The sequence below is a fragment of the Sphingobacterium lactis genome, from assembly GCF_011046555.1.
GTDB classification, from domain to species: domain Bacteria; phylum Bacteroidota; class Bacteroidia; order Sphingobacteriales; family Sphingobacteriaceae; genus Sphingobacterium; species Sphingobacterium lactis.
Genome location: NZ_CP049246.1, coordinates 949,517 through 968,355, shown reverse-complemented (window position 1 = coordinate 968,355; position 18,839 = coordinate 949,517). Strand labels below are relative to the sequence as shown.

The 18,839-nt window shown below is 44.4% G+C and carries 17 protein-coding genes; 1 reads left to right on the top strand and 16 read right to left on the bottom strand.

The window, feature by feature from the left end; all coding sequences use genetic code 11:
- Positions 1-38: 38 nt before the first annotated feature.
- Both G6N79_RS04290 and dcd read right to left on the bottom strand, forming a co-directional pair.
- The gene (locus G6N79_RS04290) at positions 39-1,124 is read right to left on the bottom strand and encodes a peptidase associated/transthyretin-like domain-containing protein (RefSeq protein WP_103905590.1); all 1,086 of its coding nucleotides are present in this window, start codon (positions 1,122-1,124) and stop codon (positions 39-41) included.
- A 243-nt stretch (positions 1,125-1,367) separates the two neighbouring features.
- Complete coding sequence (gene dcd / locus G6N79_RS04285; RefSeq protein WP_103905591.1) at positions 1,368-1,904, bottom strand: dCTP deaminase; 537 nt, start codon at positions 1,902-1,904, stop codon at positions 1,368-1,370.
- Positions 1,905-2,068: 164 nt separating this feature from the next.
- On the opposite strand from dcd, the gene G6N79_RS04280 reads away from it, so the two are divergent.
- Entirely contained in the window at positions 2,069-2,707 is a 639-nt protein-coding gene (locus G6N79_RS04280) for a 4'-phosphopantetheinyl transferase family protein (protein WP_103905592.1), read from the top strand.
- Here G6N79_RS04280 and G6N79_RS04275 read toward each other — a convergent pair whose 3' ends face one another.
- The 14 genes from G6N79_RS04275 to G6N79_RS04210 form a co-directional block, all read right to left on the bottom strand.
- On the bottom strand, positions 2,708-3,763 hold the full coding sequence (locus G6N79_RS04275; RefSeq protein WP_103905593.1) for an AI-2E family transporter: 1,056 nt from the start codon (positions 3,761-3,763) through the stop codon (positions 2,708-2,710).
- 65 nt (positions 3,764-3,828) lie between these two features.
- The gene (locus tag G6N79_RS04270) at positions 3,829-4,599 is read right to left on the bottom strand and encodes an enoyl-CoA hydratase/isomerase family protein (protein ID WP_103905594.1); all 771 of its coding nucleotides are present in this window, start codon (positions 4,597-4,599) and stop codon (positions 3,829-3,831) included.
- 2 nt (positions 4,600-4,601) lie between these two features.
- Positions 4,602-7,127 carry a DUF5686 family protein gene (locus tag G6N79_RS04265; RefSeq protein WP_103905595.1) on the bottom strand — a complete coding sequence of 842 codons (2,526 nt, stop codon included), beginning with the start codon at positions 7,125-7,127 and terminating at the stop codon, positions 4,602-4,604.
- Positions 7,128-7,443: 316 nt separating this feature from the next.
- A complete protein-coding gene (locus G6N79_RS04260; protein WP_103905597.1) occupies positions 7,444-8,826 on the bottom strand; it encodes an NADH-quinone oxidoreductase subunit N in 1,383 nt (460 codons plus the stop codon).
- A 20-nt stretch (positions 8,827-8,846) separates the two neighbouring features.
- Positions 8,847-10,295, bottom strand: coding sequence for a complex I subunit 4 family protein (locus tag G6N79_RS04255; protein ID WP_103905598.1), 1,449 nt, complete (start codon positions 10,293-10,295; stop codon positions 8,847-8,849).
- 18 nt (positions 10,296-10,313) lie between these two features.
- The gene (gene nuoL, locus G6N79_RS04250) at positions 10,314-12,236 is read right to left on the bottom strand and encodes an NADH-quinone oxidoreductase subunit L (protein ID WP_103905599.1); all 1,923 of its coding nucleotides are present in this window, start codon (positions 12,234-12,236) and stop codon (positions 10,314-10,316) included.
- Positions 12,237-12,259: 23 nt separating this feature from the next.
- The gene (gene nuoK / locus G6N79_RS04245; RefSeq protein WP_103905600.1) at positions 12,260-12,589 is read right to left on the bottom strand and encodes an NADH-quinone oxidoreductase subunit NuoK; all 330 of its coding nucleotides are present in this window, start codon (positions 12,587-12,589) and stop codon (positions 12,260-12,262) included.
- Positions 12,582-13,088, bottom strand: coding sequence for an NADH-quinone oxidoreductase subunit J family protein (locus G6N79_RS04240; protein ID WP_103905601.1), 507 nt, complete (start codon positions 13,086-13,088; stop codon positions 12,582-12,584). Before G6N79_RS04240 ends, nuoK begins: the two co-directional genes overlap by 8 nt.
- Before the next feature lie 3 nt (positions 13,089-13,091).
- Positions 13,092-13,619 carry a NuoI/complex I 23 kDa subunit family protein gene (locus G6N79_RS04235; RefSeq protein ID WP_103905602.1) on the bottom strand — a complete coding sequence of 176 codons (528 nt, stop codon included), beginning with the start codon at positions 13,617-13,619 and terminating at the stop codon, positions 13,092-13,094.
- Between the two features lie 12 nt (positions 13,620-13,631).
- Complete coding sequence (gene nuoH, locus G6N79_RS04230; RefSeq protein ID WP_103905603.1) at positions 13,632-14,669, bottom strand: NADH-quinone oxidoreductase subunit NuoH; 1,038 nt, start codon at positions 14,667-14,669, stop codon at positions 13,632-13,634.
- Positions 14,670-14,679: 10 nt separating this feature from the next.
- Positions 14,680-15,696, bottom strand: a complete 1,017-nt coding sequence (locus G6N79_RS04225; protein ID WP_103905604.1) for an NADH-quinone oxidoreductase subunit G — start codon at positions 15,694-15,696, stop codon at positions 14,680-14,682.
- Positions 15,697-15,720: 24 nt separating this feature from the next.
- Positions 15,721-17,079 (bottom strand): NADH-quinone oxidoreductase subunit NuoF, encoded by a 1,359-nt coding sequence (gene nuoF, locus G6N79_RS04220; RefSeq protein WP_103905605.1) that lies wholly within the window; start codon positions 17,077-17,079, stop codon positions 15,721-15,723.
- Positions 17,080-17,082: 3 nt separating this feature from the next.
- A complete protein-coding gene (locus tag G6N79_RS04215; RefSeq protein ID WP_103905606.1) occupies positions 17,083-17,610 on the bottom strand; it encodes an NADH-quinone oxidoreductase subunit NuoE family protein in 528 nt (175 codons plus the stop codon).
- Positions 17,603-18,838 carry an NADH-quinone oxidoreductase subunit D gene (locus G6N79_RS04210; protein WP_103905607.1) on the bottom strand — a complete coding sequence of 412 codons (1,236 nt, stop codon included), beginning with the start codon at positions 18,836-18,838 and terminating at the stop codon, positions 17,603-17,605. The genes G6N79_RS04215 and G6N79_RS04210 overlap by 8 nt, the downstream gene beginning before the upstream one ends.
- Position 18,839: the final 1 nt, after the last annotated feature.

Genomic DNA, 18,839 nt, shown 5'->3' with positions numbered 1-18,839 from the left:
GCTGTATTAAAAGATGTCTCCGTAAGGACAGCGCCTAGTTACTTTTCTTCTAAAACAGTATTTAATTGTTTTAAAATATTATTTGATAATGGCGAGATATTGTAGTCTTTTAAATCTTTCCAAAATTCTCTGCTATAATTACTTTTTGTATCTAAATAAATACTTTTAGTAAAGGATTTTTTTAGTTTATCAACATCTGCTTTTTGTAGATAGCTACGCTCTATAACATAGAACTCTTCAAAAGTTTCCATTGGGATGAAACCATGTTCTTTTTTGATTTGTACTGCTCCAATGGCAAGTCTTGTTCCATTAATTAAATTTTTTAAAGATGGATTTTTAATATCTGTTTCGGAATAATTCTCTATAGTGAGCCCTCGATATAGTTCGCCCTTTATTTTAAAAAGAGTTCGAGAAATTTTCTTTTGTGGGGGAACCTTATCAAAATAAAATTGAATATTACCACTTTTTGTTTTTTGTATAAACCCCATATTTAAACCATCTTTCATAAAGAAAATCTTATCTCCCTTATCAATATGATTAACTCCTTTAGGAATTTGATTTATAGATGATTTTGATTCTAAAGGGAAAATTTTTGGGGGAAATGATAAGGATATTCCAAAAATATGGACATAATCATTAACACTTTCGTTATTTTGAAAGTAGCGATACTCTAATAATTTGTGATATACTTTCCGCTGATTTTTTATGGGTATATAATATTCTATAATTCCATCATAGAAATAATTAGGCTTATTGTTAAAGATAAAATAAGTTCTGAAATATCCTTTTAAAACTACATAATCATATTTGTTTGGATCTTGTACTAGGATAGATTCTAGTTGGATATTACGAGGGCTTACTATAATAGTTTTTGATTTGCTTAACATCTTAGTAGATATTTCTTTGCTTTCGTATGAAACATGTTGAATTAAAATTCTATCTGTATTGTATTTACTTATATCTATAATTCCATTAATATCAGATACATCTAATGATAATCCGTCATTAGAATATATCGTTGCTCCAACGATAGGCTCGTTTGTAATTGAATCTACTAGCAAGACTTGTCCTTTAATGGATGTTGTTAAGAATAATATTGATATAATTAGAATTATTTTATTCATTTTGATAAATGATTACAGTTCACTTTTCAAGAATTTAGAAAAGCAGTTAAATTTATAATTAAAATTAACTTATTGTCTTGAATAGACAATTTTTTTTAATCCATTTTTATAAAAATTATCCTTCCTCTATTGATTCCCTTCGGATTCCGGCTACATTAAATTTTATTGCACAAAAAAAATGAGACCTAGGAGATCTCATTTTTATATTTTCCAAAAGACATGGTATGGCTGCCAACCCGTTCCTTAGAACGCGTTTTTCCACATCATACTTTCTACTGGGCGAATTGTCTTATTGTTGTATTTCGCATTGCCCTTGCTGTTGTACATCGTTTCGATATCCCCTTCAACCACAAAGTAAATCAATTGACCAATGGGCATACCCGCATATACGCGTACAGGCTGCGCAACGGAAATCTCCAGCGTCCATGTATTACAGAAACCAACATCTCCCTTACCAGCGGTGGCATGGATGTCAATCCCTAAACGACCCGTACTCGATTTACCTTCCAAAAATGGCACATGCCCGTGGCTTTCGGTATACTCCAAGGTTACACCTAAATAAAGGATTCCAGGTTGAAGGACATATCCTTCCTCAGGAATTTCAAAATGCGCAATTTCGTTATGTTTCTTAGCGTCCAAGACCTCATCCTTGTAGGTTGCCAGGTATTTACCCAAGTGCACATCATAGGAATTTGTTCCAAGGCATTTCCTATCAAAAGGCTCAATTACAATTGTGCCGTTCTCGATTTCTTCTAAAATCCGCTTATCTGATAATATCATAGTTAAACCGCTGTTGATTAACGGGATTCAAAAATACATTATTTTTTCATATATCTACAGCCCAGTCCACGTGGAAATTAGGACCCGTGACTTAAGACCTTTCGGGTACGGCGATTTCTCCATTATGCCTGCATACATTTCATGGCAAATCCCTACATTTGACTATGGGATTAGCATACCTCAAAGAAATAGATGCCCACAGCCGCATCGCCCTATGGAAGATTGAAGAAACAGAAGCCGAGATGATCGGCAAACTGCAGCTGGATGAAGAAGAGCAGGCTAAGCTCAAAAGTTTGGCGCGCGGCAAGCGCTCACTGCACTGGCTGGCAACACGTGTGCTCCTGCGTTATCTCCTGCAAACACAGGAATACATACATTGCCCATCCGACGCCAACGGCAAGCCCTATCTTCCGGATTTTCCGTATGAAATTTCCCTGACCCACTCCTACGATTATGCTGGCGTGATGTTGAGTACGGCCGGCTTATGTGGCATTGACCTGGAAATCGTCAAGGAGAAAGTGGTCCGCATAAAGGATAAGTTTCTAAAACCGGAGGAATTGGCCTTTATCGATCCGGCACATGAAGTGGATCAATTATATGCCTGCTGGAGTGCGAAGGAAGCGGTCTATAAACTTCAGGGGAACAAAGGCGTATCTTTTCTACAGGATATGCAGATCAAACCCTTCACCTTTACCCCACAGGGGGTCATGCAATTGGAATTGCTGAAGGGAGAACACGCCCGCACCTACCAAGTATACTACGAGCGATTCAATGAATATATGCTGGCTTATGCCGTCGAATAATTATTCCATATCCAGATCATCGATGATACGGTCCTTCTTGAGGGATAGCCGCTTATTCGCTTTATAGATCCGAACAGCAATCAGGAAGTAGGCCAATAGCAAGGGACCATATACCAAACCGATCAATCCAAATAACGGAATACCAATAATCACGCCCACAACGGTAATAATGGGGTGAATATCGCCAATTCGCTTGGCAATGACCAAACGCAGGACATTGTCAATATTGATGACCAGACCAAATCCCCACACCAAGAGTCCGACCGCTTGCCAAGTAGCACCATTTGACCACAGCACGACGGCAGCAGGAACAAAGATCAGCGGCGGGCCCAATAACGGGATGAAAGATAATATCGCACAAATCACACCCCAGAACAAAGGATCTTTGGCTCCGAACAACCAGAACCCCACAGCCAGAAACGCCCCTTGAATGATCGCAATAATCGTCTGCCCGATAATATTAGAATAGGTGATGTTCTTGAGCTCCTCACCAAACTTCACCGCGCTCTCATCATCAAAGGGCAGGTAATGGATCAGGCTCCCCTCAAATCCCTTATAATTCACGAACAGGAAATACAGTAGGAAATACATGACCGTAACTTCCAGAAAAACATTGGCAGCACCACCCAATGCACCCGTCAGTAGACCTGCTAAATAGGTCGAAGATGCTTCCAATTGTTTAGCGATCAGATCGGGTTGGCCGAGCTTATCCCCTACGAAATGGTTGATGGCATCCAATATCTTGTTGATCCATTGCGGGTTCTGCTGCAATTCCACAGCCTTATTAAATAACATCTTACCGATTCCTACAAAGGGAAGCACAATGATAAAGATGGAAAGAATAATAATGAATACCGATGAAACGGGCTTTGGCCAGCGCCATCGCTCAATGAGAAAAATATTGAGGTTACGGAACAAGGTATACATCACCATTGTCCCCAAAAACGCACTGAATATGCCTGAAGTTGCATAGACAATCACTCCGCCCAAGAACAGAATGATGAGCAAGATGATGATATTACGCTCCTTTTGTGAAAAAACGTCGTTGTTACTCATAGTAGAAATTGATTTGACCAGTGAAGCGTGGTGTGACACACATCTCAAATCATATAAACAACAATTTAGAAATTTGGTTTACGCTTTTCTAAAAATGCGGTCACCCCTTCCTGAAAATCTTCGGAACCAAAGCAATGTCCAAATTGATCGATTTCTACCTGATAGCCATCCTGGTTGGAATCATATCCTGCATTGACGGTTTTAATGGCTGCAGCAATTGCGGATGCGGAGCGGCTGTACATCTTTTCCAACAAACCGTTCGCCTCTTTTTCCAATGCTTCGATAGCAACGACCTTGTTCACCAATCCCCATTTCAGGGCATCCTGTGCATCGATCATATCCCCTGTCAGGATCATCTCCAAAGCTTTTCCCTTACCGACAAGCTGCGTTAAGCGCTGTGTCCCACCATAGCCTGGAATTAGTCCTAAAGAAACCTCAGGCAGCCCCATTTTTGCATTCTCAGAGGCGATACGGAAATGACAGGCCATCGCCAGCTCCAATCCGCCGCCCAGGGCAAAACCATTGATCGCCGCAAGGACCGGTTTCGGACTGTTTGCCAAACCATCCATTAACTCATGACCAAAACGCGAAAGATCCTGTGCCTCGGCCTTGGATTTACCCAGAAATTCCTGAATATCAGCTCCGGCCACAAATGCTTTAGGACCAGCACCGATAAGCAGGATGCCACGCACTTGATCATCAGCAAGCGCTTCCGCCAATGCCGTCTTTAATTCCCCAATAGTTTCTTTATTCAATGCGTTCAGTTTGGTTTCGCGGTTAATGGTAATTTTCGCGGTTTTCCCCTGAACCTCAACAAGGATGTTCTGATAGCTCATAATTAAAAGGATATGTTTATGGATAATCTAAACCGATCTTTTGGGACGTTCGGTAAAGTTTTATAATTGAATCGCTTGACGTACTCTACACGTAAAACCCGTAAGATATTGTCTATGCCCACTGTTCCTTCCCAATAGGGCTCTGTTTGCAGCACATGGGTCAGGATTTCCCCATCGGAATTGGTGTCGAAATGCACCACATCATCACTTAGGTAAGGGTTATTCCGATCGGAAAGCTTGCCATAGAACATCTGCGCACCCCAGATTTCACGCAGGTTCAGTTTTTTGATCAATGGGATCTTATTAAAAAGGAAACCCTGCATCTGGTGGGTAAAGCCCAACTTGACATATTCATCGGCGACGAATTCCATGGGATTCATCATATCGAAATCGATCCGATGACGGTCGTCCTTCTGTTTTACATTCGGTAATTCCAGCATGGTATACGGCAGAGTGCCCCAGATCTTTCCCCCAACGACACGCACATCGGCGTAGCCCAATTGATTTAAGAATAAACGCTTGGAAGCGGAAAGGCTGATTTTGTCGTAGTTATAGGTGGTATTCCAGAATCCCGACAAACTTTTGGTATAGACAAGATTAAATACCGGGTGCTTTTCAATAACGGTCTTTCTGGTCAAGTTCCGGTAGAAGAATTTCTCAAAAGGCGCCCAACGGAGATCGATATGCGCTTCGTTACTGACAATATCGGTCAGCAACTGATCGGGATTGCCGGAGGATATTAGGCGCAGATCGCCGATGGTTTGCCGCTCGGCGTGTGTTAATCCCGTGGTAATACTGATGTGATTGCCAAATTCATAAACGTGCTGTACTTGATAGGCACGGGTATCGAACCATTTCGTTGGCCTATTCTTGCGGATGGACCGGAAAAAGCTATCGCCCTTCAAGAATCCGATCTGTTGTCCGGGTTCCATGATGTCATTCTGAATGGATCCTTCGATATAATGCGCTGGAAAAGTCACAATGGATTCGCCATTCAGGGATACGGCCGTGCGCAGGAAATATTTAACGCGGGCGTCATCCATACCGTAAGCGACATAACCCTCCACAAAGGCTTTATCCGTAAGCGCCTGCGTGGTACGACCACCGAGGCGGAATCTGTTGCCCTCAATGTTGTTCCTGCTATACACATATTCCAACGGACCCAATTCAAAAGCCCCGAGGCTATAATAGCCCTGAGACACGAGGTAACCTACTGCCAATAGGGTTTTGAAGGTTGGATTGTTGTTCAACCGCTCCGTGTTGGTATAGGTCATCTGCTCCGCATTGTTGAGCGGAATAGGTCGACGCGGCTGTGCCTGATCGGCATTTGTGGCATATTCGATCGGCGCACCTTCAAATACGCCTTTCGGGAATTCCGATTGCAGGTCGTAATTGCTGTTGATACTGATCCGGTCGGCAAAAATGGTTTCCCCCTTCCGGACGCTGAAGACCATAAAGGTACGGGTGCTGTCCAACAGCATCACTCCATCTTTGTTCTTCAAATAATGGAATCCGATCTCTCCATCCTTCACCCAGTTCAGGTTGGATTCCTTATCCACCCGAAGGCTTGCTTTCTTTACCGCATAGGAGCCATCCATGCTGATTTCCAATGTTCCTTTGAAAAGCAGGTCTGTTTTGTTGCGTGGCTGGAAATTCAACCGGATAAAATAGCCCTCTTCGTTGAAAATCGTGTCCTGGATATAGTATTTGTAGAAAATCTTCCCATTGTCCGCAATCGGGCTCAGGAATTGCCTGTTCAATAAAAATATACTCTCGTCATACACATCGACCTGTTGGAAGATGAAATTCATGAACTGCTGGATATTGGGATTGTTGATATATCGTTTGTCGAATTCAGTCTTGCGGTTGCTGTATACCACCTTTTTGAACTTCGAGGGGTTCTTCTTTCCGTAGACCTTGGCATTGGATTCCTCCAGGTATAGCGAAAGTAATTTCTTGTCTGGATAGCTTACGGAGTCCACATTCTGGAAGATAAAGTTTAGCCCGAGCATGCCCTTTCGCTTGGAAATCTTGGGATCGATGAATCCGAATTTCAATTTATCATACTGTTCAAAACTCAGGCTATCTTTCCCGGAAAGGCGATTCTTGCTTTTATGACGGATGACCAAGTCAATCAATTCCACAGCAGGATTGTTCTTATTGCTGTATTTCTCTTTATTCCTATGATTGATGGAAATCTCTTCAATGGTTTCTGCGTTGGGGCTGAGCTGTATCGTCATGGCTTCCCGATTGGCAGGGATGGGTGTCCGCAGGGTCTTATGTCCCATCGCGCGGATTTCAAGCTCTTTGCAGCTCGTATCCACGGGCAGTCGGAATTCACCGAGCTGGTTTGCTGATGTCGCCTGTTTACTGCCGACAGCACTTACGGTAGCTCCTGCAATAGGTTGTTTGGTTTCCTTGCTCACGATCTTACCCTGCACAACAGTCTGTGCCCAAACTGGGCTAACAGTTACACACGTATAGATAAATAGAAAGCATAAACAACAGTAGAAAAAGCTACTTCTCATAATACAACCTGAACTTTATAAAGATACAATTTGTTGTGAAAGTTCAAATTATTAAACGAAAAAACGTTCAAAATGATACATTTTAGTTGATTTTTCATGTACAAATTGCTTACGGAAGAATTATCGACTTTGCAGATATCCATTTCTGCATTCCCTTTCCGCTGAATGCGTGCGATAATCACTTTACCTTCCAGGTTAATATGTTACTGTGGTTAATCTCTGTCCCTATACAAGACAAAAAGCCTGCAGATGCAGGCTTTTTGTCTTGTATGAAAGCTATCCCGATGGATGCCAATGGGATACGATCTTATTATTTCTAGAATACGCCCAGAATCAAATCAGGATACACCCCGAGTACAATAGTCAATAGGACAGCAAGTCCAAAGACCAAACTGTAATTCATCGGCAAACTCAAAGTTTCTTCGTTTTTAGATTTCATGAAGTACATATGTACGACCACGCGCAAGTAATAATATACACCCACGGCAGCATTGATAGCAGCAATAACCAAAAGCACGGTGTGGTAATCATTCATCACGTTACTGAACATCATGAATTTCCCGATGAAACCGGCAGTCAATGGAATCCCCGCAAGGGACAGCATGGCAACTGTTATGACAAAGGCCAACCATGGATTTTTCTTACCAAGACCGTTGAACGATTCAAACTGGTCGGAACCGATATGACGTTTCACCAAGATCAAGGCGCCAAAGGCGACGATAGATGCCAATCCGTAGGCAGCAGAGTAAGCCAAGATACCAGATGCAGAGTTCGGTCCGATGGATAGAATCGCGAACAGCATATAGCCTGCATGTGATATACTGGAATAGGCCATCATGCGCTTGAAACTGGTCTGCATCAATGCCGACACGTTTCCTATCAACAGCGTAATGATTACCACAGTCAATAAAATCGGTGTCCAGAACTCATTCAGTGGTACCAGCACATAGCTGAACAACTTCAGGAAGCCTGCAAATGAAGCAATCTTCACCACTGTACTCATAAAGCTGGTGATTAAAATCGGGGAACCATCATACACATCTGGGGTCCAGAAGTGGAAAGGCGCCGCACCGACCTTGAAGCAAAGTCCAACCAATAACAACAGGATACCCCCATATAATAGTGGGGAAATGCCAGTTGGATTTTCAACGATATATTGTTTGATTACCGTAATATCAAAAGATCCTGTAGCACCGTACATCAGCGTAATACCGAATAGCAGGAAACCTGTGGAGAAAGCACCCATCAGGAAGTACTTCAAAGCCGCCTCATTGGACGCCTTATCCCGACGGCGGATACCCGCTAGAATATATAATGCCACAGACATAATCTCCAAACCGATGAACAGCATGGCAAAATTATGGAAACTACATACAATGATGGCTCCGGTGAGGGAGAAGATAATCAACGTATAATACTCTGCAATATTTTCTGAATATGCCTTGAAATATTCCTTGGAAAGGAAAAGGATCAGTATGGTTAGCCCAATACACAACATACTGAACGATAGGGAAAAGTGATCGAAGATCACCATACCTTTGTATAGCGGTTCGGCAGTTTGGTTCCAGTAGGATACTTCGAAACCAAGTGCTACCAATAACCCGAGGATACTAACCGGTAACAGCGCATTCTTTGCTTTGAACAAGCCTACATACAAAATCAGTATACCTAATAAAGAAAGCGTAATAATCGCACCCATAATCTATTGTTAAACTTGTTCTATTTTACTTGTTGAATCAAATTGGTTACCGATGCCTCAGAGAGGTGCAATAACCCGTTGGGTAAAATACCGATAACCACAACCAGGATTACGATAAGACCCAATACCAAAAATTCATATCCACTAATATCTGCAACCGATACATGCTTCGCGTCTATTTGGCCCAGCATCGTTTTCTGGAACAGGCGCAACATATATACGGCACCGAAAATCAATGTTGTCCCTGCAATTACGGCATACCATACGCCGTATTCCGGGATACTGAAAAGACCTTTTAATAACAGGAACTCACCGATAAAGCCGTTTGTCAATGGCAAACCGATTGCTCCCATGATGATGATCAGGAAACAAATCGCCAATATAGGCATCTGCGTTGCCAAACCGCCCAATTGCGAAAGCTCCCGAGTACCGGTACGGCGCTGAAGGATATCGATGGCAAAGAATAGCCCAACCACGGAAATACCGTGATTCAACATCTGTAGAATTGCGCCCTGAATACCTTCCTGTGTGAGGGAGAATATACCTGCCGCTATCAATCCGACGTGAGCAATGGAGGAATAGGCAATCAACCGTTTGGCGTCATTCATCTTAAATGCGATGATGGATCCATAGACCACACCGATTACGGACATAATAAGGGCAATGTATCCATATTGCGCCACAGCATCCGGTGCGAGTGGCAAAAGCCAGCGAAGTAGGCCGAAAAGTCCCATCTTCAACATGATACCCGAAAGCAGCATGGTACCAGCCGCAGGTGCATGTGTATAGGTGTCCGGTTGCCATGTATGCAATGGAAACAATGGAATCTTGATGGCGAAAGCGATAAAGAAAGCCCAGAACATCCAGTTTTGAGCGCCTGAAGCCAGTTCCAATTGGGTCAATGCTGCCCATGAAACATCCTTACCTCCCGTTTGCTGATACAGATAGATAATCGCGATCAGCATCAATAAACTGCCGAAGAAAGTGTACACAAAGAATTTCATGTTCACACGGATACGGTCTCCGTCACCCCAAAGGGCACAGATAAAGTAAATCGGGATCAACGCTGCCTCCCACCCTACATAAAAGGAGAAAGCATCCAATGAGATAAATACCAGCACCAGACCAGCTTGCATGAAAGAGACAAGGCTGTAGAAACCGCCTTTTTGATCGTGGCCAAAACTCGCCAGGATAATGAATGGAATAAGACCATTGGTTAGGATCAACATCGGTAAACTGATGCCATCCAAGCCAATCTTAAATTGTATACCTAGACTTTGGATCCAATTCCAGCTCTGCGCAAACTGAATGCTCGCATCCGGAACAAAATTGCAGATAAAAGGAATGGTTAAACCCAATTGCACCAACGACAGCAACAATGCCGCCCACTTGGCTGAATTGGTTTTTATAAATGCCAGAATCAGGGCACTTATAACAGGTAATAATAGCAGTATAAATAGGTTGTCCATTGAATCTTAAGTTCTAATCTAGATAGTTAACAAGCCATATAACATGAAAGCAACGACACCGAGTACCATCATGAAAATATAAAATCCGACACTTCCGCTCTGCAATTGGCGAATCCCTTTCCCCGAAGAGACAAATAAATCACCGATACCATTTACCAACCCATCAATGCCGGCTTTTTCCACGAACGCGTGGAAGAGTTTCGATAGGCCGTTCAACGGTTTGACAAATAATGTATCGTAAAGCTCATCAATATAAAGTTTATTTGCGGATAGCTTATACAATCCGGATCCCTGTGCTTCAGCACCGGCTTGCGGAATATCCTCTTTCTTAACATATTTCGAGTAGGCCACGAATGCCATCACCAAGGCACCGATTGCCGATGCTGCCATCAAAATATACTCAGTACTGTGTGACAAGTGGATAGGTTCTTTAATGGCGTTGGTCTGTGCGAATACGGGGCTTAGGAAATCGGCCAACCAATGTCCACCACCCAGGGCAGAAGGAATATTCAATGCCCCTCCCACCACAGCGAGAACCGCAAGAATAATCAACGGCAGGGTCATTTGCCATGGCGATTCATGGAGATGCTGGCGCTGTTCTTCCGTTCCGCGGAATTTCCCAAAGAAAGTCATGTACAAGAGACGGAACATATAGAAGGCCGTACATAATGCGCCTAAGAATCCCAACACCCAGAATATCGGATTGGCCTCAAAGGCATACGCCAAGATTTCATCTTTGGAAAAGAATCCAGACAAAGGCGGAATTCCCGAAATCGCAATCGTTCCGATCAACATCGTCGCATACGTTATCGGCAAAGCTTTTTTCAGCCCTCCCATGGACCGCATATCTTGCTCATTGCTCATCGCATGGATCACCGAGCCGGCACCCAAGAACAACAACGCTTTGAAAAAGGCATGCGTCAATACATGGAAAAATGCGCCAGTGAATGCGCCGACACCTAAACCCAAGAACATATAACCCAATTGGGAAACGGTAGAGTAGGCCAAAACTTTCTTGATATCGTTCTGTGTAATGGCAATAAAAGCTGCAATTAACGCCGTAGCAATACCCACAATGGCAATGACCTCCAGGGTTATTGGGGATAGGGTAAACATGATATTGGAACGTGCGATCATATAGATACCAGCGGTAACCATCGTCGCTGCGTGAATCAAGGCGGAAACCGGTGTAGGGCCTGCCATCGCGTCCGGTAACCACGTGAACAAAGGGATCTGTGCGGATTTACCTGTCGCGGCCACAAATAACAATAAGGTGATCACCAACAGCATGCTATCTCCCATAGGAAGCTGTCCTGCTGCTGCAAAGACCGTATTGAATTCCAGTGAGCCAAAGTTTGCTAGGATAAAGAACATTGCTATCAGGAACCCTAAATCACCGATACGGTTCATCACGAATGCCTTTTTCGCTGCTTTTGCATAGCTGCTGTTCTTAAACCAGAAACCGATCAGTAGGTATGAACATAGCCCTACGCCTTCCCAGCCAATGAACATCACCAAATAATTGGAGCCCATTACCAGCAATAACATGAAGAAAATGAACAGGTTCAAGTACGAGAAATACTTACCGAAACCTTCATCGTGATTCATATAGCATACCGAGTAGAGATGGATTAAAAACCCTACCCCAGTTATGATCAATAACATGATGGAACTCAACGGATCGATCATAAAGCTCAGGTTGAAACTGAAATTCCCAACACTGAACCAATTGAACAGCTCCTGATAGATGACCGCATCGGCATTTGCCTGGCGGGCATCGTAAATTTCTTTAAAGATACCGCAACTCAACAGGAAGGTAACGAGGATCGTTCCGCAGCCTATAATACTAATTAACGGATTGGGGAAGCTCTTGCGACCAAGCCCGATTATCAGGAACCCGGCAAAGGGAATCAAGGGGAGCATCCAAATCAATTCTTTCATAAAAGTCTCTCTAATATCTTAAATTACCACCTCAGTTTATTCAGGGACTCAATATCCACTGATTTGGTGTTCCTGTACACCATAATAATGATCGCCAGACCCACAGCCACCTCTGCCGCTGCCAATGCCATGATAAAGAATACGAAAACCTGTCCGCTTGCATCCCCACGATATGCAGAAAATGCCGCCAACAACAAGTTCACCGAGTTCAACATCAACTCAATGGACATCATAATGATGATCACGTTCCGACGGATCAATACCCCGATTACACCGATCGCGAAAATCACGCTACAGAAGATCAGGTAATGGTTCAAGGGAATTCCCTGTAAATTTTCAACTATACTAGGCATTTTGCTTAATTCTAGATTCTTTCTTCGCTAATAATACCGCACCTACCATGGCTGTCAACAACAGAATGGACGACAACTCAAACGGTAGGAGGAAATCACGGAACAATACCTTTCCTAAATTCTTGACCAAACCCAGGTTTTCATGTGCCATAACCATTTCGTTGTTGCTTTCCAGCACGCGGAAGGCGCCCAGGAAGGTCACCAATAGGCACATGCCTGCAATAGCTCCCATAAATTTCACCAGATGCGATTTCATAGGTTCCGTGTCCTTATTGAGGTTCAACAACATCAACACGAACAGGAAAAGCACCATGATGGCCCCCATGTACACAATAAAATTCACGACCGCCAGAAACTGCGCGTTCAAGAGGATATAATGTACCGTAAAAGTGAAAAAGGTAATGACAAGATAAAGTACACTGTGTACCGGATTCTTCGTAAAGATGGTCATCAGAGCGAAGAAAATAGATAAAAAGGCTACAAAATAAAATATCGTCATCGCTTAGTTACTTGAGGTTTTCTGTGATAGTTTGGTAATATCAAATGCCGGTTCAACCAATTTGTCCTTACCATAGATGAAATCCTTGCGCAGGTAATCTGCGGTCACATGGTGTCCATCCAAATAAATAGCTTCTTTCGGACAGGCTTCCTCACACAATCCGCAGAAGATACAGCGCAGCATATTGATTTCATAGACTACGGCATACTTTTCCTCACGGTACAGGTGTTCTTCGCCTTTCTTGCGTTCGCCAGCCGTCATGGTAATGGCTTCCGCAGGACAGGATAGCGCGCACAAACCACAGGCTGTACAGCGCTCGCGTCCCAACTCATCACGCTTCAGGGAGTGTTGTCCCCTGAAATTCTTGGAGTAAGGACGAATCTCCTCCGGATATTTTACCGTAGGGATTTTCTTGAAGAAGTGTTTTATGGTGATCGAAAGCCCTTTGGCAATGGCAGGCAGATAAATGCGCTCCCAAAAGCTCATCGGCTTCTGTTCTAATACTTTTTTTCTATTCGATAATGACTGCATATTCCCTCCTGATTAAAAATAAGTATCCTTTACAACCGTTATGATCCCCGTTAAAACAATGTTCGCAATGGCCAACGGAATCAACATCTTCCAGCCCAGATTCATCAATTGGTCGTAACGGAAACGTGGCAACGTCCAACGGACCCACATGAAGAAAAAGATAAAACCGAAGATCTTCAAGAAGAACACCAACGTTCCGATGATGGTAATCCAATTTTCGGAAAGACCTAAATCATACATGAACGGGAAGTTGTATCCGCCAAAGTATAAAGCCGACATCAAGGCCGAAGAAACGAACATATTGATATATTCAGAGAACATATACAGTCCCAACTTCATGGACGAATACTCCGTATGGTATCCACCTACCAGTTCGGTTTCACATTCCGGAAGGTCAAACGGTACGCGGTTACATTCTGCAAATGCACAGACCATGAAAATAAGGAAACCCAGTGGCTGTGCCCAGATATTCCAATTCACGAATCCCGATTGCTGCGCTACGATTTCTCCGATGGATAGGGTCTGAGTAACCATCAATAGAGCTATCAATGATAAGCCCATCGGAATTTCGTAGGAAATACTCTGCGAAGCGGCACGAATTGCCCCCATCAAGGAGAACTTATTGTTCGATGCCCATCCACCAAGCATAATGCCATATACACCCAAAGCAATAACGCCAAAGATGTACAGCACACCGATATTCACATCGGCAACCTGTAGGGTCACCACGGTATCACCAAAGGTTAGGTTCTGTCCCCAAGGAATAACCGCTGAACTGATACATGCGGTAATAATCGCTATGGTAGGACCAAGGATAAACAATGTCTTGTGCGCACCGGCAGGGATGATCTCCTCTTTAAAGAAGAATTTCCCACCATCGCATAGGGGCTGTAAGATCCCGAATAGACCTGCACGGTCCGGACCATACCGGTCCTGCATAAATCCAGCAATCTTACGCTCGGCCAAAGTCGAGTACATCGCGATGACCAAGGTGATCACGAAGACTACAACCGCCAAGATTACTTTTTCTAAAATAAAAGCTGTTTCCATCTTTCCCCTATTATTTTAATTTTTCTGATCTAGCCAACTGCTCCACATTTGCTTCCTTCAACATCGGATTATCCTGAATGACTGCAGGCGGTTGGAAAGTATGATAATGATTGGATGCGATTACGGAGGTATCACTGATTTTTGTTGGCTCCTCCAACGTCCAATCGGATGTTTTTTTCGTTTCGAAACGGCAGGTGTCGCAGATGAACTCATCCACCTCGTTGTATTCGTCCTTACGGCCCGTTACACGGATAACATCATCACCTTTGTACCATAAGGTCACTTTTCCGGAACATTTCGGACAGTCACGGTGGGCATCTACGGGTTTGGTAAACCATACCCGGTTCTTAAAGCGGAACGTTTTATCCGTTAATGCCCCAACAGGACATACGTCGATAACATTGCCGATGAAGTCATGGTCCAGGGCTTCGTGGATATAGGTTGATATTTCGGCATGATCGCCACGGAAAAGGATACCGTGCTCGCGCTTATTTGTCAACTGGTTCGCCACATAGACACAACGGTAGCACAGGATACAACGGTTCATGTGCAATTGGATTTTTTCACCGATATCGATCCGTTCGAACGTGCGGCGCTCAAATTCGTAGCGCGATTGTCCGGCACCGTGTTCATAGCTCAGATCCTGTAACTTACACTCACCTGCCTGATCACATACCGGGCAGTCCAAAGGGTGGTTGATCAACAACATCTCCACGATAGCCTTGCGGGCATCGACCACATCGGGTGAAGTGATGTTTTCCACTTCCATACCGTCCATAACGGTAGTTCGGCAGGATGCTACCAGTTTGGGCATCGGGCGCGGATCCTTCTCGGATCCCTTACTCACCTTCACCAAACAAGTACGGCATTTACCACCGGTACCTTCCAATTTGGAATAGTAACACATGGCCGGCGGAACTATATCCCCACCGATCTGCCTTGCCGCATTTAATATCGTCGTCCCCGGAGCAACATCTATTGTTATTCCGTCGATCGTCACCTTAAAATTTTGTACTTCTTCTGCCATTGTCGCTGTCGTTTCTGAGAACAATTACTGTTCTGTTACTGGTGCTAGCGGATCTGCGTAATGTGCCAACCCGTAATTTCTGGTCTGCGATTCCTGTGGATTGAGGATGTGCCATTCGAACTCATCGCGGAAATGGCGAATCGCTGCCGCAACGGGCCATGCCGCAGCATCACCCAATGGACAGATCGTATTCCCCTCGATGCGGCGCTGCACCTCCCATAACAGGTCGATGTCTTCCATGCTGCCCTGTCCGGACTCGATCTTCCACAAGATCTTCTCCATCCATCCCGTTCCTTCCCGACATGGTGAACATTGTCCACAACTTTCATGTCTGTAGAAACGTGTATAATTATAGGTATTGCGAACAATACACTGATCTTCGTCAAATACGATAAAACCGCCGGAACCCATCGCCGTACCGCTCACAAAACCTCCATCCGCTAGGGATTCATAGGTCATCAATCGCGGATTGCCATTGATGGTGTTCACGATAAGGTTTGCCGGTAAAATAGGAACGGATGAACCGCCGGCCACAACAGCCTTCAAGCGCTTCCCATTCGCCATTCCGCCACAATATTCATCCGAGAAAATAAATTCCTCAACAGGAATACCCATTTCTATCTCATAAACACCCGGTTTTGCAATATTTCCGGATGCGGAGATCAATTTGGTGCCCGTACTGCGTTCGATTCCGATCTTTGCGTACTCTTCTCCACCGTCGTTGACAATGGGAACAGTCGCCGCAATAGATTCTACGTTATTGACAACTGTAGGTCGTCCGTATAAACCCGCAACCGCAGGAAAAGGAGGTTTGATCCGTGGATTACCTCGTTTTCCCTCCAGGGATTCCAATAGGGCAGTTTCTTCCCCACAGATATAAGCACCGCCTCCTGGCTGTACGTAAATCTCCAGGTCATAACCCGTACCCAATATATTCTTGCCCAATAAGCCGGCAGCTTTTGCTTCGGCGATGGCTTTTTCCATGATCCGGATCTGTGGCATCATTTCGCCACGGATGTAGATATAGGATGTATTTGCTCCCAGGGCGTAACTGGAAACGATCATTCCCTCGATTAACGCATGTGGGATATAGGTCATCAGGTACCTATCCTTGAACGTTCCGGGTTCTGATTCATCACCGTTACATACCAAATAACGGGGCACGCCTTCCGGCTTAGCCAAAAAGCTCCACTTCATGCCCGTCGGGAAACCTGCGCCACCACGACCGCGAAGGCCTGATTTCTTCACTTCCTCCACGACGTCATCCGGACTCATCGTCTTTAAGGCTTTCTCAACCGCACGGTAACCGCCCTTCTCCCGATAAACCGCTAAAGTGTTTATCCCGGGTACATTGATATGCTCTAATAATAACTTACGTCCCATATACTATGCTTCGCTTTTTGCTTTATCCTTCAATTCGGTAATGAGTTGATCGACACTTTCAGGTGTCAGATTCTCATAAAATGTATAGCTCGGGCCAATCTGCAATACCGGTCCATAACCGCATGCAGCCAGACATTCCACACCGCGCCACATAAATAGGCCATCGGCCGTCACTTCGCCTTCTTTCACGCCCAAGGTCTGCTCCAGGTGGCCCATGATCTTCTCGGCTCCCACCAGACAGCAGGGACCTGTGCGGCAGATCTCCAGGTTATATTTCCCTTGAGGCTGCAAGAAGTACATCGTATAAAAGGTCGCAACCTCAAATACCTCGATCGGTTGGATATCCAGGAAGGTCGCAACCTTTTCCATAGCATCCACGCTCAACCATCCATATTCCGCTTGTACCAAATGTAAAATCGGCAACAAAGCTGATTTCTGCTTGCCTTCAGGATAGCGGCTAACAACTTCTGCAAATTTCCCCAACAGTTCAGTGGAAAAATCTACGATCATATTTTCTTTGACACTAAGCATCTAATTCTCCTGCTATAACATTTAAACTACTCATGTTAATAATCGCATCTGAGATCAACATGCCACTGCTCATCGGTGCGAACATCTGGTAATTGATAAAAGATGGTCTTCTGAAATGCAATCGGTATGGTGTGCGGCCGCCGTCATGAACCAGGTAGAACCCTAATTCCCCATTGGCACCTTCCACGGAATGGTAGATTTCCGACTTCGGCGAATCCCATTCTCCCATAACGATTTTAAAGTGATAGATCAATGCTTCCATGCTGGTATAGACAAGCTCTTTTGGAGGCAGATAGAAGTCAGGCACATCCGCGTGGAAAATACCTTTAGGCTCCTTATCAATTTTTTCCAAAGCCTGCTCGATAATGCGCATGGACTGCCACATCTCTTCATTGCGAACCATGAACCGGTCATACACATCTCCATTCGTACCTACGGGAACATCAAAATCAAATTCCTCATAGGAACAGTACGGCGAGTGCGCACGCACGTCATAGTCGACACCGGTCGCCCTAAGGATAGGACCTGACCAGCTATAATCCAAAGCTTCCTCTGCAGTAACCGCGGCAACATTGGAGGTACGCTCGATAAAAATTCTATTTCTGTCAAATAATTCCTGGAACTCCTTCAATACCGGTGGGAAACGCTTCAGGAATTCGCGGATCTTCTCGAATGCCACGTCATTGAAGTCACGCTCGAAACCACCGATACGGCCGATATTGGTCGTTAGGCGAGCACCACAGATCTCTTCATAGATCTCGTAGATAAATTCGCGTTCCTGCATCACGTATAGGAATCCTGAAAATGCGCCCGTATCAACGCCGAGGATACCGTTACAGATAATGTGGTCCGCAATACGCGCCAGCTCCATAACGATCACACGCATATACTGCACACGCTTAGGAATTTCGATGTCCAATAGTTTCTCTACCGTCATGTGCCAACCCATGTTATTGATCGGCGAAGAACAATAGTTCAAGCGGTCGGTCAGCGGCGTGATCTGGTAGAACGGACGGTGTTCGGCAATCTTCTCGAAGGCACGGTGGATATAACCGATCGTGGAAACTCCACTTACGATACGCTCACCATCGATCTGCACCACATTCTGGAACACCCCATGTGTGGCGGGGTGGGTAGGGCCGATATTAAGGGTAATCAACTCGTCCTGAGGATCGTTATCCTCAAAGACAGGTGCATTACTTGATATTTTAGAAATCGATTTGCTCATA

Coding starts and splice junctions, on each gene's coding strand:
- nuoH (WP_103905603.1), bottom strand. CDS start 14,669: ATGGAAACAGCTTTTATTTTAGAAAAAGTAATCTTGGCGGTTGTAGTC.
- G6N79_RS04270 (WP_103905594.1), bottom strand. CDS start 4,599: ATGAGCTATCAGAACATCCTTGTTGAGGTTCAGGGGAAAACCGCGAAA.
- G6N79_RS04235 (WP_103905602.1), bottom strand. CDS start 13,619: ATGCAGTCATTATCGAATAGAAAAAAAGTATTAGAACAGAAGCCGATG.
- G6N79_RS04255 (WP_103905598.1), bottom strand. CDS start 10,295: ATGGACAACCTATTTATACTGCTATTATTACCTGTTATAAGTGCCCTG.
- G6N79_RS04290 (WP_103905590.1), bottom strand. CDS start 1,124: ATGAATAAAATAATTCTAATTATATCAATATTATTCTTAACAACATCC.
- G6N79_RS04240 (WP_103905601.1), bottom strand. CDS start 13,088: ATGACGATATTTTATTTTGTAGCCTTTTTATCTATTTTCTTCGCTCTG.
- G6N79_RS04260 (WP_103905597.1), bottom strand. CDS start 8,826: ATGGGTGCGATTATTACGCTTTCTTTATTAGGTATACTGATTTTGTAT.
- G6N79_RS04280 (WP_103905592.1), top strand. CDS start 2,069: ATGGGATTAGCATACCTCAAAGAAATAGATGCCCACAGCCGCATCGCC.
- G6N79_RS04210 (WP_103905607.1), bottom strand. CDS start 18,838: ATGAGCAAATCGATTTCTAAAATATCAAGTAATGCACCTGTCTTTGAG.
- nuoF (WP_103905605.1), bottom strand. CDS start 17,079: ATGGGACGTAAGTTATTATTAGAGCATATCAATGTACCCGGGATAAAC.
- dcd (WP_103905591.1), bottom strand. CDS start 1,904: ATGATATTATCAGATAAGCGGATTTTAGAAGAAATCGAGAACGGCACA.
- G6N79_RS04265 (WP_103905595.1), bottom strand. CDS start 7,127: ATGAGAAGTAGCTTTTTCTACTGTTGTTTATGCTTTCTATTTATCTAT.
- G6N79_RS04225 (WP_103905604.1), bottom strand. CDS start 15,696: ATGGCAGAAGAAGTACAAAATTTTAAGGTGACGATCGACGGAATAACA.
- G6N79_RS04275 (WP_103905593.1), bottom strand. CDS start 3,763: ATGAGTAACAACGACGTTTTTTCACAAAAGGAGCGTAATATCATCATC.
- nuoK (WP_103905600.1), bottom strand. CDS start 12,589: ATGCCTAGTATAGTTGAAAATTTACAGGGAATTCCCTTGAACCATTAC.
- nuoL (WP_103905599.1), bottom strand. CDS start 12,236: ATGAAAGAATTGATTTGGATGCTCCCCTTGATTCCCTTTGCCGGGTTC.
- G6N79_RS04215 (WP_103905606.1), bottom strand. CDS start 17,610: ATGCTTAGTGTCAAAGAAAATATGATCGTAGATTTTTCCACTGAACTG.